The following is a 16,544-nucleotide window of genomic DNA, read 5'->3' as shown; positions in this document are numbered from 1 at the left end:
CTTGTTACGATCGGCGACAGAGTTTTACGTGTCTCCGTCTCAGCCCATGCATTCATCCCGCCCCACCCACGCCGTCGGCATCGACCTGGGCACCAGTCACACGGTCGTGGCAAGCGTTGCGCTGGACGGTGCGACAAGCGATATTGCGCTGCTCGACATTCCCCAGCGCAGCACGGCAGGAGAGGTCGTGGCCCAGCCGCTGCTGCCTTCGGTGCGCTACCAGGCAGCCCCGGGCGAGCTGGGCGAGGGCTGGCGCCAGCCCTGGCCGCCGCAGGGCGCAGATGCAGCGGCGCCCTCCGTCATCGGTCGTTGGGCGCGAGACCTGGGAGCAGCCGTGCCGGGGCGGCTGGTGGCCAGTGCCAAAAGCTGGCTCTCGCATACCGGTGTGGATCGCACGGCCGCCATCCTGCCCTGGGGGGCCGGCGAGGACGTGGCCAAGGTATCGCCGCTGGCGGCCTCAAGCTCCTATCTGGCCCATGTGAAAGCAGCCTGGGACCAAGCCCATCCCGAAGCGCCACTGAACCAGCAAAGCGTGGTGCTGACGGTGCCTGCTTCATTTGACGAGGGCGCACGTGCGCTGACGCTGGAAGCCGCACAGATGGCGGGTCTGCTGCACGTTCAGCTGCTGGAGGAGCCCAAGGCCGCGTTTCACGACTGGCTGGTACTGCAGGGCGATGAGCTGGCCGCGCAACTGGCGGACAGCCGGCTGGTACTGGTGGTGGACGTGGGCGGGGGAACTACCGACCTGACGCTGATCCGCGTGGATGCAGCGGCCGACGGTGGCCTGCCGACGCTGACGCGCACGGCCGTCGGCGAGCACCTGATGCTGGGCGGCGACAACATGGATCTGGCGCTGGCCCATCAGCTTGAGACTGCGTTTGCGGCCAAGGCGGGAGAGCAAAACCAGAGACTGTCCGCCCAGCGCTTTGCCCAGCTGGTGCAGCGCTGCCGCATGGCCAAGGAACAGTTGCTGGCGCAGAACGCGCCAGAGCAGATCGGCATTACCCTGCTGGGGGGCGGCAGCAAGCTGCTGGCAGCGACTCACAGCGTCACGCTGAGCCGCGAGCAGGTGCGGCAGTCGGTGGTCGACGGCTTTTTGCCGGTCGTCCAGATCAGTGATATGCCCGCCAGGCGTCAGGGTGCGTTGCGCGGCTTTGGCCTGCCCTATCCAGCCGATGCGGCCATCAGCCGTCATCTGGCGCAATTTCTCGGCCAGCATGCAAGCGAGGGGCTGCCAGATACTGTGCTGCTCAACGGCGGTGTGTTCCACGCCCATGCCATGGTGCAGCGTCTGACGCAATTGCTTGACCGGTGGCGCGGCAGCCCGGTGCGCGTGCTGCACAACCCGCACCCGGACTGGGCCGTGGCGCGCGGTGCGGCGGCCTATGGGCTGGCGCGCCATCAGATCGAGCTGGCTGCGGCCCAGATTGCTGCACCCAACCGGCCTGAAGCACGGGCCGGGCAAGCGTCAGCGGTGGTCAAACCCTTGGTGCCGCGCATTGGCGGCGGTTCGGCGCGCAGCTACTGGCTGCTGCTTCCGGGCAAGAAGGGCGAGGCTCCGCAAGGCCTGTGCCTGCTGCCGCGTGGCACGGAAGAGGGCGTGCGCATGGTGCTCTCGGGCCGGCGCTTTGCGCTCAGGCTGGGCCAGGCCGTGCGCTTCAATTTGCTGGCCAACAGCCAGAGCCATTTACCTGCGCAGGCCGGCCAGATTGCAGCGCTGACCGGCGATGGCTGGGTGGAGCTTCCGCCCCTGGCCACGGTGCTGCCCGCGCCCGAAGGCCGCTCTGCTGCCCAGGTCGAGGTGCAGCTGCAAGCCTGCATGAGCGAGGTCGGCACGCTGGAAGTGCGCTGCGTGGCCGTGCAGGACGCAGGCCAGTCCTGGTTGCTGCCCTTTGCCGTGCGCGGTGCAGTGACTGCGGAAACCATAGCTGGCTGCCCAGACCCACAAAGCGCTGAAGCCCAACAACAATCCAATTCTGTAGCGACCAAGTTGCCCGACGCCGTGGCCTTGATAGACCGCATCTTTGGCACGCAGGCACAGGAGGTGACGGCCAAGGAAGTGCGCCAGCTGCGTCAGTCGCTCGAAAGAGTCCTCGGCCCGCGCGAGGGCTGGGAGCTGGGCCTGCTGCGTGCCCTGTTCGATGCGCTGCTGGCCCGTGCCAGGCGCCGCCGCCGCACGGCCGACCATGAGCGCGTCTGGTTCAACCTTGCCGGCTGGTGTCTGCGCCCAGGCGTGGGGGCGGAACTCGATGGCTGGCGCATAGACCAGGTCTGGGCCTTGTATGGCCAGGGCCTGGGTCATGCCAAAGATGCCGCCAACTGGACGGAGTGGTGGGTGTTCTGGCGCCGCGTGGCTGCGGGTCTGAACGAGGCCCGGCAGATGGAGCTGCTCGAAGACGTGGCCGGCCATATGCAGAAGGCCGTGCAGCAGAACACGCGCGGCAAATCCAGCCATGGCAGCTATGACGACATGCTGCGCCTGTTCGCGGCCATGGAGGCCGTTCCCTGGCAGTACCGCCAGGAAATGGGGCAGTGGATGCTGCAGCGCCTCAGGCGCGAGGGTGAAACCGTGCAGACCTGGTGGGCCATAGGCCGCCTCGCGGCACGCCAGTCGCTGGCCGCCAACGCCCATCTGGTGATGCCGCCCGAGGCGGCGCTGGAGTTCCTGAACGCCACGCTGGCCCAGGACTGGCGCAGGAACGAAACCGCGATGTTTGCCGCCGTGCAGATGGCCCGCATGACGGGCGACCGCGCGCGTGACCTGCCCGATGCCATCAGAGCGCAGGTGCTGGAGAAGATGCGCAGCAGTGGTGCGCCCGAACGCTGGATGACCATGGTCGAGCAGGTGGTGCAGATGGAGGCCGAGGATCACAAGCGCAGTCTGGGCGACAGCCTGCCGCCGGGCCTGGTGCTGTTGTGAAGAGGCCGAGCCGCTGCTGGCAGGTTTGTGGCCACGGCATTTGCAGGAGGCCGCCCCTGCCAAAGACGATGGCCGAACAGTGAGTGCCGTTCAGGCCGCCCGGCGAGCGATGCAAGAATGGCTCGTTGCATGGGACGATAGGCCGGCATGGAGGGCTGGCAGCATCCATGTCCACCACCACAGGAAATGATTGCCATGAAGTATGAAGAAACTGCGCGCACCGAGACTGCGCGAAACGCTGTTTTTATCTCCGGAACCCGACGTCGCTCGCTACTGCTGGCGGCACTGGCTACCGTGGTGGCCGCTCCTCTGACGCAAGCATTGGCGCAGGGCGGCAGCTGGCCCACCAAGCCGATAACCTTTGTCGTGCCCCAGGCACCGGGCGGTGCCAACGATGTGATTGCGCGTGCCGTGGCGCAGGGGCTGGAGAATTCGCTGGGCCAGCCCGTCATCGTGGAAAACCGTGCCGGTGCCAACGGCAATCTGGGCACGGGCCAGGTGGCGCGCAGCGCGGCCGACGGCTACACCTTTCTGGTGACGGCGCAAAGCGCCTACACCATCAATCCGGCGCTTTATTCCAGGGTGCCGTTCGATCCCATCAAGGATTTCACTCCCGTGATGCAGCTGGCCGTCGCGCCTTATCTGCTGGTGGTAAATCCGAACTTTCCGGCCAAGAATCTGGACGAACTGGTGGCCTATGCCAAGGCGCATCCGGGCAAGGTGGAATACGCTTCTGCCGGCAATGGCACGCTCAACCATCTGTTGGGCGAGATGCTGAAGAAGCAGAAGAACGTGAGCCTGCTGCATGTGCCTTACAAGGGGGCGTCGGCTGCCGCCACCGATGTGGTGGCCGGCCAGTTGCCGGTGACCTTTGGCAGCTTTCCCGGCGTGATGCCTTTTGTCAGCAGCGGCAAGCTGCGCGTGTTGGGCGTGGCGTCCGATAGGCCGACATCGCTGGCGCCCGAGATCCCCGTGCTGGGCAAGGGCCTGGCCGTGACCAGCTGGTATGGCTTGTTTGCACCAGCCGGTACGCCGCAGCCGGTGGTGGACAAGCTCCATCAGGCAGTGAAGACCGTGCTGGCCAGGCCCGAGATGGCAGAGCGTCTCAAGACCCTGGGCGCCGAGCGCGTAGAGTCCACGCCGCAAAGCTTCAAGGCCATGCTGCCGGCCGAGCTGGCGTACTGGAAGCAGGTGGTCAAGGACTCCGGCGCGCATATCGACTGAGGAGACGACAGCTTGTTGATACATCTGGCCGCTGGCGGATCCTTTCGTCGCTCACGGGCGGGGTTGACCCTGCTCATTGGGGCGGTCATCGCCATCGGGCTGGCCTCGCGCCGGGGCTACGTGCCCTTTCCCGCCGTGCTGGGCAACTATCCGGGCGATGCGCTCTGGGCCTGGGTGGTGCTGCTGTGCGTGGCCTGGCTGCGGCCGGCCATCACGCGTGGCAAGCTCATGACATGGTCCCTGGTCATCGCCTTTGCCATCGAGTTCCTGCAGCTCTATCAGGCCCCCTGGATGCAGGCTGTGCGCGCCAACAAGCTGGCCTATCTGGTGCTGGGCAATGGCTTCGATCCTCTGGATCTGCTGGCCTATGTCGTGGGAATCGGTGTGGGTGCCATGGTGGACCAGCTCTGGGAGAGGCGGCAGCGTCGCCCTGCCTGAGATGGCATGAAATGTGCTGATCGTCCACGGCATCAACATGACGACAAGCACTACCCCATGAAAACGCCTCTGCACTATCTGGTGGCTGCAAGGCAAAGCGAGATTGCCGAGCTGGAACAGATCAGCCGCGCCAGCAGCCTGGTGGCGAGCATGTCCGAGCTCGTCCATGCGCTGCAAAAAGAGCGCGGTCTCTCGAATATCTTTCTGGTCAGCGGCGGTGCACAGGCGCAGCAGAGCCTGCTCGACCACGGCCTTCATGTGGACCAGGTCATGGAGCGGGTCTGCCTCGCACTTGAAGAGCTGGGCGCGCGGGCGCCAGGTGCGCATGGCGCTCGCTTGTTCAATGCGATCGCCAATGCGCTGCAAGGCTTTGAAGCCCTGCCGCTGCTGCGCCGCAGGCGCGATGCGCTGCAGCTGAGTGCCGAAGACTGCACGCAGGCGCTGATCCGCATGATTGCGGCCTGCCTGACCGTGGTGTTCGAGGCGGCGGACAGCGCCTGCGATCCCGATATCGCGAAATTGCTGGTGGCGCTGTTTCATTTCATGCAGGGCAAGGAGCTGGCGGGCCAGGAGCGCGCCACAGGGGTCGCGGCGTTTACCGCAGGGGCCGGCAGGACAGAGCGTCAGCGCCATTGGCTGCATCTGATTGAATCGCAGGAGCGCTGCTTTCAGGTGTTTGCAGACTTCGCCAGCCCCTCGGGAATGGAGCGCTGGCAGCAGCAATGCGGGGCCTGTCCCGATATGACGGTGATCGAGCGGCTGCGCCGCCTGGGCTGTACGGCCGGTGACGGCCTGGCGCTGGACCGCAGCCTGAGCTCGCCTTGGTTTGAAGCCTGCTCCAGCCGGCTCGATGCCATGCACCAGATTGAGGCATTCCTGGCCGAGGAGCTGCAGGCCCAATGTCTGCGCAAGCTGGAGCAGGCGGGCGCGGCGCTGAGTCAGCAAAAGGCGCTGCTGGAGATGCAGCCGCAGCCTGGGACTCGCGCCGAAGCGGCTGCGGCCTTTCTGGGGGCCACGCAGCCAGCAGCCTCCTTGCCTGCGGAGGGCGCATACGGGCTGCAGCTCGAGAAGAGCATTGTCTTGCTGGTGCAGGAGCAGTCCATGCGCCTGCAGGACATGCAGACCGAGATCGACAAGGCGCGCGCCACGCTCAAGGAGCGCAAGACCATAGAACGGGCCAAGGGCGTGCTGATGAACTACCGCCAGCTCAGCGAGGGCGAGGCCTACAAGCTGATCCGCCAGACGGCCATGAACCAGAACCGGCGCATGCTGGATGTGGCCGAGGCGATTCTGGCCACGGTGGACCTGCTGCCTGGCAGCACCAATTCATCGCTATGACAGCGCTGTGCTTGTTGCGCTGCACCAAATATGGGCCAAAACCGGGGTAGCAAAGCCTGCTCCACCTCTGATCAAGGTCTGGCATGGTTTGTGCATGACTGTTGATGTCAAGCAGACCAAAGGCGGTCGCGCTTAAAGCGTTATTACGAGTGACCTGGGACAACGGCGTCCTTTTCTCCTCACACCCGAGGAGGGAAGGGCGCCTTTTTGTTTTCCGGATCGCCTTCACCACGATTCTTGATGGAGTTTTCTCATGAGCCAGCGCCTTTCTTCGACTACTGCTCCCGTGCCGGAGCCCGTATCTGCCGGCGGCCGGCGTGAGTTTCTGCGTGTGGCCGGCGCCGCCGCCCTCTATGGCACTTTGGGCCACCACGGCGCCTGGGCCGCAGGCTCCGACGCGCCGGAGAAGAAAGAGGTCAAGATCGGCTTCATTCCGCTGACCGATTGCGCCAGCGTGGTCATGGCCTCGGTGCTGGGTCTGGACCAGAAATACGGCGTGAAGATTGTTCTCAGCAAGGAGGCGAGCTGGGCCGGTGTGCGCGACAAGCTGGTCAATGGCGAGCTGGACTTCGCCCACGTGCTCTACGGCTTGGTCTACGGCCTGCACCTGGGCGTGGGCGGCCCCAAGAAGGACATGGCCGTGCTCATGGGGCTGAACAACAACGGCCAGGCGATCACGCTGTCCAAGGCCCTGGCCGACAAGGGGGCGGTCGACGGAGCCAGTCTGGCCAAGGTCATGGCCAAGGAAAAGCGCGAATACACCTTCGCCGGCACCTTCCCCACCGGCACCCACGCCATGTGGATGCATTACTGGCTGGCGGCTGCAGGCATCAACCCCTTGTCCGAGGCCAAGCTGATCACCGTGCCGCCGCCCCAGATGGTGGCCAATATGCGTGTGGGCAATATGGATGGCTTCTGTGTGGGCGAACCCTGGAACCATCGCGCCATCATGGACGGCATAGGCATTACGGCAAACACCACACAGGACATCTGGAAGGACCATCCCGAGAAGGTGCTGGGAACCACGGGTGAGTTCGCACAGAAGAATCCCAACACCTGCCGCGCCGTGATGATGGCGATTCTCGAAGCCGGCCGCTGGATCGACTCCAGCCTGCAGAACAAGACGAAGATGGCCGAGACCGTGGCCCAGAAGTCCTATATCAATACCAGCGTGGACGCCATTAACCAGCGCATTCTGGGGCGCTACCAGAATGGCCTGGGCAAGACCTGGGACGACCCCAACCACATGAAGTTCTTCAACGACGGGGCCGTGAACTTCCCCTATCTGTCGGACGGCATGTGGTTCCTCACCCAGCACAAGCGCTGGGGCCTGCTCAAGGCCCATCCCGACTATCTGGCCGTGGCCAAGCAGATCAACCGCATCGACCTTTACCAGCAGGCGGCCAGCCAGCTCAAGGTCAGTGTGCCCAAGGATGTGCTGCGCAGCAGCAAGCTGATCGACGGCGTGGTCTGGGATGGCAAGAACCCGGCCCAATACGCTGACGGTTTCAAGATCAAGGCCTGAGGCCGCCCCACCTAACGGAGAGACATCATGGTCAGTGCCGCACTTCATTCGCCGCTGGAACTCGATCCCCCGCATGACCCCAAACTGGCCGCTCTGGCCGCCAACGATGCACAGCTGGAAACTGCAGAAAAGGCAGTTGGTAACGCAGATATTTCAAGGGCTGAAGTGAAAAAAGATACTGCTGTCGTCAAGGCATCCCCGGCGGTGATCTCGGCACCGCCCAGCCGCTGGCGCCGGCACGCGGAAGCGTTTGCTGGCCAGGTATTGCCGCCGCTGCTGGGGCTGGCGCTGCTGGTCGGCCTGTGGTCGCTGGTCTCCAGCACCACCGGCAAGAGCATTCCTACCCCGGCCGAGACCTGGGAACAGGCTCTGCAGGTGTTCAGCGATCCCTTCTACCGCAACGGACCCAATGACCAGGGCGTGGGCTGGAACGTGCTGTCCTCGCTGCAGCGCGTGGCCCTGGGTTTCGGTCTGGCGGCGCTGGTCGGCATCCCCTTGGGTTTCGTGATCGGGCGCTTCAGCTTTCTGTCGCTCATGTTCAACCCCTTGATCAGTCTGCTGCGTCCGGTGTCGCCGCTGGCCTGGCTGCCGATAGGCCTGCTGGTGTTCAAGGGCGCCAATCCGGCAGCCATCTGGACCATCTTCATCTGCTCGATCTGGCCCATGGTCATCAACACCGCAGTGGGCGTGCAGCGTGTGCCCCAGGACTATATGAATGTGGCGCGCGTCCTGAATCTGTCGGAGTGGAAGATCGCCACCACCATTCTGTTTCCTGCGGTGCTGCCCTATATGCTGACCGGCGTGCGCCTGGCCGTGGGCACTGCCTGGTTGGTGATCGTGGCCGCCGAGATGCTGACGGGCGGCGTGGGCATAGGTTTCTGGGTCTGGGACGAGTGGAACAACCTCAATGTCAAGAACATCATCATCGCCATCTTCGTGATCGGCATCGTGGGCCTGGTGCTGGAGTGGGCCCTGGTCAAGCTGGCCTCGGCCTTTACGTTTGAAGAGGTCAAGACTTAACCCACCCCTGAGCCGCGCCCTCGGGCTCGTCACCCCCTCAAGGGGGCACCACCGGTGGCCCGGCAAAGCCGGCGTTACGGTGGCCTCGGAAAAAAGCAAGGAGTACCTCATGCATACCTCTCTCAGCACCAAGTACATCGAGATCCACGGGGTGGAGCAGACCTTCAAGACTGCCAAGGGACTGTTTCCCGCACTGCGCGACATCAATCTGAACATTGCCAAAGGCGAGTTCGTCAGCCTCATCGGGCACTCGGGCTGCGGCAAGTCGACACTGCTCAATCTGATTGCGGGCCTGACCATTCCCACGGGCGGTGCATTGCTGTGCGCCAACAAGGAAATCAAGGGCCCCGGCCCCGAGCGTGCGGTGGTCTTCCAGAATCATTCGCTGCTGCCATGGCTGACCTGCTGGGGCAATGTGCATCTGGCCGTGGAGCGCGTCTTCGGCAAGCGCGAAAGCAAGGCACAGCTGGCGCAGCGCACCGATGCGGCGCTGGCCATGGTTGGGCTCAGCCATGCGGCGCAAAAGCGCCCCGGAGAGATCTCGGGCGGCATGAAGCAGCGCGTGGGCATTGCCCGCGCCCTGTCCATGGAGCCCCAGGTGCTGCTCATGGACGAGCCCTTCGGCGCTCTCGACGCCCTGACGCGTGCCAAGCTGCAGGACGAGTTGCTGGAGATCGTGGCACGCACCCAGAGCACTGTGGTCATGGTCACGCACGATGTGGACGAGGCCGTGCTGCTGTCCGACAAGATCGTGATGATGACCAACGGGCCTGCGGCCACGATTGGCGAGGTGCTGCATGTGGCGCTGCCACGCCCGCGCAGCCGGGTGGAACTGGCCGAGGATGCGCAGTACCAAAGCTACCGCAAGGCGGTGATCGACTTTCTCTACACGCGCCAGGGCCATGTGGAGAAGGCGGCCTGAGCCTTTTTTGATTTCAAGCTGCATGGCGCCTTGGTGCGCCATGTTTGTTTTGCACAGCAATAAAGCGGCCATGCACAAAAGCAGTGCATGCCGCGGGATGGAATAGCCTCTTCAGGCTGAGAAAAGCTGGCACAGCAATTGCATGTTGTTCAGCGTGGCCAAGGTGGGTCACCGGGGGATGGTGCAAGGCTGGACCAGAACCCACAGACAAAGACGTCTACGCGTTCATGCAAGTCATGAAGCGCGCAGACGTCTTTTTTTTGGCTTTGCAGATGCCCACGGGGACTCAGATGAAAAAATCCAAACTGGTCATGATTGGTAACGGAATGGCAGGCGTGCGCGCGCTGGAAGAGCTGCTGGCCATCGCCCCCGATCTGTACGACATCACGGTCTTCGGCGCCGAGCCGCATCCCAACTACAACCGCATCCTGCTCTCGCCCGTGCTGGCCGGCGAGCAGACGCTCGGCGATATCGTGCTCAACGACTGGTCCTGGTACCAGGACCACCATATCCTGTTGCACGCCGGCTATACCGTGACGGCCGTTGACCGGGCCCGGCGCACCGTGCATGCGGTCAATGCCCAGGGTGAGACCGCCAGCGCCGAGTACGACCGACTGATCATGGCGACGGGCTCCAAGCCCTTCATCCTGCCCATCCCCGGCAAGGACCTGGAGGGCGTGCTGGCCTACCGCGACATTGCCGACACCGAGGCCATGATCGAAGCGGCCAAGACACTCAAGCATGCAGTGGTGATCGGCGGTGGCCTGCTGGGACTGGAAGCGGCCAACGGCCTCATGAAGCGCGGCATGCAGGTCACCGTGGTGCATGTCGGCGACTGGCTGATGGAGCGCCAGCTCGACGACCAGGCGGGCCGCATGCTGCAGAAATCGCTGGCCGAGCGCGGCATGCAGTTCTGCATGCAGGCGCAGACGCAGGAGCTGCTCGGCGACGAAGACGCCGGGCGCAGTGGCCGCGTGCGCGCCGTGCGTTTCAAGGATGGCAGCGAGATCCCGGCCGAACTGGTGGTGATGGCCGTGGGCATTCGCCCCAGCACCGAACTGGCCGAGTCCATGCATCTGCATGTGAACCGCGGCATCGTGGTCAGCGACACGCTGCAGACCGTGACCGACCCGCGCATCTATGCCGTGGGCGAATGTGCGGCGCACCGTGGCATTGCCTACGGACTGGTGGCGCCCCTGTTCGAGCAGGGCAAGGTGCTGGCCAACCATCTTGCGGAGTTCGGTATCGGCCGCTATCTGGGTTCGCTGACCTCGACCAAGCTCAAGGTCACGGGCATCGATCTGTTCTCTGCAGGCGATTTCCAGGGCGGCGGCGATACCGAGGACATTCTCATGAGCGACCCCTACGCGGGGGTCTACAAAAAGCTGGTCATCAAGGACGACAAACTGGTCGGTGCCTGCCTGTATGGCGACACGGTGGACGGCAGCTGGTACTTCAAGCTGCTGCGCGAGGGCCGCAGCGTGGCCGATATCCGGGACAAGCTGATGTTCGGCGAATCCAATCTCGGCGATACCGGCCACCAGGGGCAGAGCAAGGCCGCGGCCATGGCCGACGGCGACGAGGTCTGCGGCTGCAACGGCGTGACCAAGGGTGCGATCTGCAAGGTCATCAAGGACAAGGGCCTGTTCACACTCGACGATGTGCGCAAGCACACCAAGGCCAGTGCCAGCTGCGGCTCCTGCACCGGGCTGGTGGAGCAGATCATCATGTTCACGGCCGGCGGTGACTACTCGGCCGCCCCCAAGACCAAGGCCATGTGCGGCTGCACCGACCACGGGCACCAGGCCGTGCGCGATGCGATCCGCGAGCACAAGCTGCTGAGTACCGATGCGGTGTTCCGCTTCATGGAGTGGCGCACGCCCAATGGCTGTGCCTCCTGCCGCCCGGCCGTCAATTACTACCTGATCAGCACCTGGCCCAAGGAAGCCAGGGACGACCCGCAAAGCCGCTTCATCAACGAACGCAGCCACGCCAATATCCAGAAGGACGGAACCTACAGCGTGATTCCGCGGATGTGGGGCGGCGAGACCACGGCCTCCGAGCTGCGCCGCATTGCCGATGTGGTGGACAAGTACCAGATCCCCACCGTGAAGGTCACGGGCGGTCAGCGCATCGATCTGCTGGGCGTGAAAAAGGAGGATCTGCAGGCCGTCTGGAACGATATAGGCATGCCCTGCGGTCATGCCTATGCCAAGGCCCTGCGCACGGTCAAGACCTGTGTGGGCAGCGAATGGTGCCGCATGGGCACGCAGGACAGCACCCAGATGGGCAAGGACCTGGAGCGCGCCATGTGGCGCATGTACGCACCGCACAAGGTGAAGTTCGCGGTCAGTGGCTGCCCGCGCAACTGCGCGGAGTCCGGCATCAAGGATGTGGGAATCATCGGTGTGGACTCGGGCTGGGAGATGTATGTGGGCGGCAACGGCGGCATCAAGACCGAGGTCGCGCATTTCTTCACCAAGCTCAAGACCGCCGAAGAGGTGATGGAGTACACGGGCGCCTTCATGCAGCTGTACCGCCTGGAAGGCTGGTATCTGGAGCGCACGGTGCACTACATCAATCGCGTGGGTCTGGACTATGTCAAGCGACGCATTCTCGACGATGCCGAGGGCCGCAAGGCGCTGTGGGAGCAGCTGCAGTTTGCACTGGACGGCGAGCCCGACCCCTGGTTCGAAGCCGACAAGGCATCCGTGGATACGCGGCAGTTCCAGCCATTGATGGCTGCGCAAACCGAAAGCGCCAGCGTCTGATCACAAGCACCGAGGAGCCAGAAATGAGCGAATGGATTTCTATCTGCACGATCGATGACATCCCCGTGCTGGGAGCACGCCGCGTAGCGCGTGCACAAGGCCTGGATGTGGCCGTGTTCCGCAATGCCGACGACGAGGTGTTTGCGCTGCTGGACCGCTGCCCGCACAAAGGCGGCCCGCTGTCGCAGGGCATTGTGTTCGGACGCAGCGTGGCCTGCCCGCTGCATAACTGGACGATTGCACTGAGCAGCGGCGAGGCGGCGGCGCCCGACGAGGGCTGCACGCCTTACTTCAGCGTGCGTGTACAGGACGGCGAGGTGCAGCTGCGCGCCGACGAGCTGGCCAGCCGCGCACTGGAGCAGACCCGCCCGCATGCCGGGCCTGCGCATTGCGCGGGCAAATCCGGCTGCGCCACGGCCTAGTGTCTCTGTTGATATGAAATGAATAGCTGCATGCGCTTATTCAGAAAGCGCTACAGCGTGATTTCACTGAAAGTCTGCCATGCATGAGATCCGATCCACGTGTCCCTATTGCGGTGTCGGCTGCGGACTCGCCTTCGGCGGTCCGCGTTGCGGCGGCCCGCGTAGCGGTGAACATGAACGCCGCTGCCTTTCTCTGGTGACACCATGAAAGTAACCAAGTCCACCTGTCCCTATTGCGGTGTCGGCTGCGGCGTGGTCATCGAGTCCGATGGTCTGCAGATTACCGGTGTGCGTGGCGATCCAGAGCATCCTGCCAACTTGGGTCGTCTGTGCACCAAGGGCAGCACCCTGCATTTGACGGCCGCGCCCGCCTATGCCCAGCAGGCCCGTTTGCTGCAGCCCATGCGCAGGCTGGAGCGTACAGCCGTAACGCAGGCGGTCAACTGGGATCTGGCACTGGGCGAACTGGCCGGGCGCATCGCCCAGATTCATGCAGCCCATGGTCCCGACGCACTGGGCTTCTATCTCAGTGGCCAGTTGCTGACCGAGGACTACTACGTCTTCAACAAGCTGGTCAAAGGTCTGCTGGGCACCAACAATCTCGACACCAATTCGCGCCTGTGCATGAGCAGCGCCGTGGCCGGCTACAAGGCCACGCTGGGCGCCGATGCGCCGCCGGCCTGCTATGAGGACATAGATCTGGCCGGCTGCATGTTCATCACGGGCAGCAATATGGCCTGGGCGCATCCCATTCTGTTCAGGCGTGTGGAAGAGGCCAGGGCACGCAATCCGCAACTCAGGATCATCGTTGCCGATCCGCGCCGTACCGAGACCGCAGAGCTGGCCGATCTTTATCTGCCGCTTCAGCCGGGCAGCGATGTGATGCTGTTTCACGGTCTGCTGCACATCATGCTGTGGGAGGGGTGGACGGACAGCGCCTTCATCGCGCAGCACACCAGCGGCTTTGCAGCGCTCAAGGAACTGGTGCGCGAAGCCACGCCCGAGAAGGTCGCTGCCATCTGCGGCCTGCCCGTGGCGGACCTGTACCGGGCGGCGCGCTGGATGGCGCTGGGCGGTGCCGAGGAGCCGGCGGAAGCGCGTCGTCCCACGCTCAGCCTGTACTGCCAGGGCCTGAACCAGAGCCGCAGTGGCACGGCCAACAATGCGGCGTTGATCAATCTGCATCTGGCCACCGGCCAGATCGGCAAGCCAGGCGCAGGCCCGCTGTCGCTGACGGGCCAGCCCAATGCCATGGGCGGGCGCGAGGTGGGCGGACTCTCCAATCTGCTGAGCGCGCATCGTGATCTTTCCAACGCAGAGCACAGGGCCGAAGTGGCGCAGCTATGGGGCGTGGAGTCGATTCCGCAGCAGCCCGGAAAGTCCGCGCTGGAGATGTTCGAGGCAGCTGCCGACGGCCAGATCAAGGCCCTGTGGATTGCCTGTACCAATCCCGCGCAGAGCATGCCCGAACAAGCCATGGTGCGCAGGGCGCTGGAGCGTGCCGAACTGGTGGTGGTGCAGGAGGCTTTTGCCACGACCGAGACCACGGCCTATGCCGACTGGTTGCTGCCAGCCTCCACCTGGGGCGAGAAGCTGGGCACCGTCACGAACAGCGAGCGGCGCATCTCTCGGGTGCGCGCTGCCATGGTCGCGCCGGGGGCTGCACGCCATGACTGGCAGATAGGTGTGCAGCTGGCGCGGCGCCTGGAGGGGCATCTGCGGCCCTCGCTGCCAAGCTTGTTTCCCTATGACACCGCGAATGCCGACGCGGGTGCCGAAGCTGTCTGGAACGAGCATCGCGAATCCACACGCGGGCGCGATCTGGATATCACGGGTCTGAGCTGGGCGGTGCTGGAGGTCAAGGGACCCCAGCAATGGCCCATGCCTCAAGGAGCCAGCCAGGGCCGGCAGCGTCTGTATGGCGATGCGGTGTTTGCGACGACGGACGGGCGCGCACGCTTTGATGTCCAGGCCTGGCAGGAGCCGGCCGTGCCGCGCGATGCGCGGCACCCGTTCAGTCTCAACACCGGTCGCCTGCGCGATCAATGGCATGGCATGACGCGCACCGGCCAGCTGGGGCGCCTGTTTGCCCATGTCAGCGAACCGCAGCTGCAAGTCAGTCCCCAGGACATGCAGCGCATGCAACTGCAGGACGGCGATCTGGTCCATGTCTCCAACCGCTATGGCGCCATCGTGTTGCCCGTTCAGGCTGACCCGGGCTTGCAGCCCGCACAGCTCTATCTGCCCATGCACTGGGGCAGCATGTACCTGAGCGGCATGGGCTCCAAGGGGCAGCGGCTTGCGGGCGTCAACGCCCTGACCACGCCCGAGCGCTGCCCGCGCTCCAAGCAGCCCGAGCTCAAGCATGTGGCCGTGAAGCTGCTCAAGGCCGAGCTGCCCTGGACCTGTCTGGGCATGGCCTGGCTTGATGAGCAGCAGGTGCAGTCGGTTCGCCAGGCTTTGACCGAGTTGATGGCCGAGTTCGACTTTGCCAGCTGTGTGCTGTTCGGGCGCGCCGTGCCGCTGGAGCAAGCGGATCAGGGCCGCACCGGCGTGCAGTTTCGCGCGGCAGCCTATGCGCAGCCCGGTGCCGAGGTGTTGGCGCGGCTGCACAGCCTGCTGCAGCTCAATGGCCCGCAGGCCATGCGCTATGCCGACGCACGTCGCCAATGCAGCCGGGCCATGGCGATTGGCCGGCAGACCGAGGAGCCCAGGCTTGATGCTTTTTTGCTCTGCGGCGACGCCAGCGCCGGTCGCTGGCTGGGGCCGGTACTGCGCGACGAGCAATCGGTGCAAAGCTATGGGCGCCTGCTGCTGTCCTCGGGGGCCAGGCCGCCCGCCGCCATGCCGGCCCGGTCGCCACAGATCTGTGCCTGCATGAATGTGGATGAGGCCGGCATCAGCTCGGCACTGGCCGTGTGCCAGGGCTCCGCCGACGAGCGGCTCGCGCAGCTCAAGTCTTCCCTGGGGTGCGGCACGCGCTGCGGCTCCTGTATTCCCAGAATCAAACAACTGGTACAGGCGACGCCTGCGCCGCAGTCGGCAAGCCTGCCGGTTGCCGCCTAGATGTCGATGTCCGGCAATGCATATGAAAGGCCAGCCATGACAAACAGCCATGCCACTTCCCTGCCGCCCGCGGGCCGCTGCTATCTGGTCGGTGCCGGTCCCGGCGATCCGGAGCTGCTCACGCTCAAGGCGCTGAGGCTGATCCAGTCCGCCACGCTGCTGCTGGCCGACGACCTGGTGTCTGCCGACATCGTCAAGCTTGCCAGCGCAAACGCCCGCATCGTTCATGTGGGCAAGCGCGGCGGGCGCGAAAGCACCTCGCAGGAATTCATCGAAAAGCTCATGATCATGGCGGCCCGCCAGGGTGAGCTGGTGGTGCGCCTCAAGGGCGGCGACCCTTTTATCTTCGGCCGGGGTGGCGAGGAGGTCGAGCATCTGCGTGCAGCCGGAATCGCCGTGGAAGTGGTCAACGGCATCACCGCCGGGCTGGCGGCCGCCACCAGTCTGGGCGTACCGCTGACGCATCGAGACCATGCCCATGGTGTGGTGTTCATCACCGGCCATGCCAAGCCGGGCAGCGCCGGCCATGACTGGCAGCTGCTGGCCGGCACGGCCCGCATGCTGGGGCTGACGCTGGTGATCTACATGGGCGTTGCCACCGCCGGCATCATCCAGCAGCAGCTGCTGGCTGGCGGACTGCCGGCCACGACTCCCGTGGCCATGGTCCAGAACGCCAGCCTGCCCGCACAGCAGCAGATACTGACCGATCTGGGGCAGATGACGCAGGCGCTGGCATGCAGCGGACTGGGTAGTCCCTGCGTGTTCGTGGTGGGCAACGTCGTCGGTCTTGCCGCATCGTCGGAAGCCGGCCTTGACGGCCTGCTGGAGCAGGTGCAGCTTCGCCGTGCCGTGGGTGCTTAAGGCCGATTGCTGACAGCTGTCTCCCTTTTGTCTGAGT

At 64.6% G+C, this 16,544-nt stretch carries 12 protein-coding genes; all 12 read left to right on the top strand.

Annotation, left to right across the window (positions count from 1 at the left end):
- Nucleotides 1–46: 46 nt before the first annotated feature.
- The 12 genes from F3J24_RS12790 to cobA all read left to right on the top strand — a co-directional run bounded on the left by F3J24_RS12790 (nucleotide 47) and on the right by cobA (nucleotide 16,507).
- Complete coding sequence (locus tag F3J24_RS12790) at nucleotides 47–2,920, top strand: Hsp70 family protein (RefSeq protein ID WP_167006666.1); 2,874 nt, start codon at nucleotides 47–49, stop codon at nucleotides 2,918–2,920.
- A gap of 195 nt (nucleotides 2,921–3,115) precedes the next feature.
- The gene (locus F3J24_RS12785; protein ID WP_167006663.1) at nucleotides 3,116–4,144 is read left to right on the top strand and encodes a tripartite tricarboxylate transporter substrate binding protein; all 1,029 of its coding nucleotides are present in this window, start codon (nucleotides 3,116–3,118) and stop codon (nucleotides 4,142–4,144) included.
- A 12-nt stretch (nucleotides 4,145–4,156) separates the two neighbouring features.
- Nucleotides 4,157–4,582, top strand: a complete 426-nt coding sequence (locus F3J24_RS12780; RefSeq protein WP_167006661.1) for a DUF2809 domain-containing protein — start codon at nucleotides 4,157–4,159, stop codon at nucleotides 4,580–4,582.
- Between the two features lie 57 nt (nucleotides 4,583–4,639).
- Nucleotides 4,640–5,920 carry a nitrate regulatory protein gene (locus F3J24_RS12775; protein ID WP_167006659.1) on the top strand — a complete coding sequence of 427 codons (1,281 nt, stop codon included), beginning with the start codon at nucleotides 4,640–4,642 and terminating at the stop codon, nucleotides 5,918–5,920.
- Nucleotides 5,921–6,173: 253 nt separating this feature from the next.
- Nucleotides 6,174–7,445 carry a CmpA/NrtA family ABC transporter substrate-binding protein gene (locus tag F3J24_RS12770; RefSeq protein WP_167006657.1) on the top strand — a complete coding sequence of 424 codons (1,272 nt, stop codon included), beginning with the start codon at nucleotides 6,174–6,176 and terminating at the stop codon, nucleotides 7,443–7,445.
- 27 nt (nucleotides 7,446–7,472) lie between these two features.
- Entirely contained in the window at nucleotides 7,473–8,465 is a 993-nt protein-coding gene (gene ntrB / locus F3J24_RS12765; RefSeq protein WP_167006654.1) for a nitrate ABC transporter permease, read from the top strand.
- A gap of 109 nt (nucleotides 8,466–8,574) precedes the next feature.
- Nucleotides 8,575–9,387 carry an ABC transporter ATP-binding protein gene (locus tag F3J24_RS12760; RefSeq protein ID WP_167006652.1) on the top strand — a complete coding sequence of 271 codons (813 nt, stop codon included), beginning with the start codon at nucleotides 8,575–8,577 and terminating at the stop codon, nucleotides 9,385–9,387.
- A 290-nt stretch (nucleotides 9,388–9,677) separates the two neighbouring features.
- Complete coding sequence (gene nirB, locus F3J24_RS12755; protein WP_167006650.1) at nucleotides 9,678–12,158, top strand: nitrite reductase large subunit NirB; 2,481 nt, start codon at nucleotides 9,678–9,680, stop codon at nucleotides 12,156–12,158.
- A gap of 23 nt (nucleotides 12,159–12,181) precedes the next feature.
- Complete coding sequence (gene nirD, locus F3J24_RS12750) at nucleotides 12,182–12,580, top strand: nitrite reductase small subunit NirD (RefSeq protein ID WP_167006648.1); 399 nt, start codon at nucleotides 12,182–12,184, stop codon at nucleotides 12,578–12,580.
- Between the two features lie 79 nt (nucleotides 12,581–12,659).
- Nucleotides 12,660–12,788: a hypothetical protein gene (locus F3J24_RS25160; RefSeq protein ID WP_167006646.1), complete on the top strand. Its 129-nt coding sequence runs from the start codon at nucleotides 12,660–12,662 to the stop codon at nucleotides 12,786–12,788.
- Nucleotides 12,785–15,646, top strand: coding sequence for a nitrate reductase (locus F3J24_RS12740; protein ID WP_167006644.1), 2,862 nt, complete (start codon nucleotides 12,785–12,787; stop codon nucleotides 15,644–15,646). The genes F3J24_RS25160 and F3J24_RS12740 overlap by 4 nt, the downstream gene beginning before the upstream one ends.
- Nucleotides 15,647–15,682: 36 nt before the next feature.
- Nucleotides 15,683–16,507, top strand: coding sequence for a uroporphyrinogen-III C-methyltransferase (gene cobA / locus F3J24_RS12735; protein ID WP_167006642.1), 825 nt, complete (start codon nucleotides 15,683–15,685; stop codon nucleotides 16,505–16,507).
- Nucleotides 16,508–16,544 lie beyond the last annotated feature (37 nt).

The organism is Comamonas sp. Tr-654 (genome assembly GCF_011752915.1).
GTDB lineage: Bacteria > Pseudomonadota > Gammaproteobacteria > Burkholderiales > Burkholderiaceae_C > Comamonas.
The sequence above is the reverse complement of the archived record's forward strand: the minus strand, read 5'-3'. Positions and strand labels throughout refer to the sequence as shown.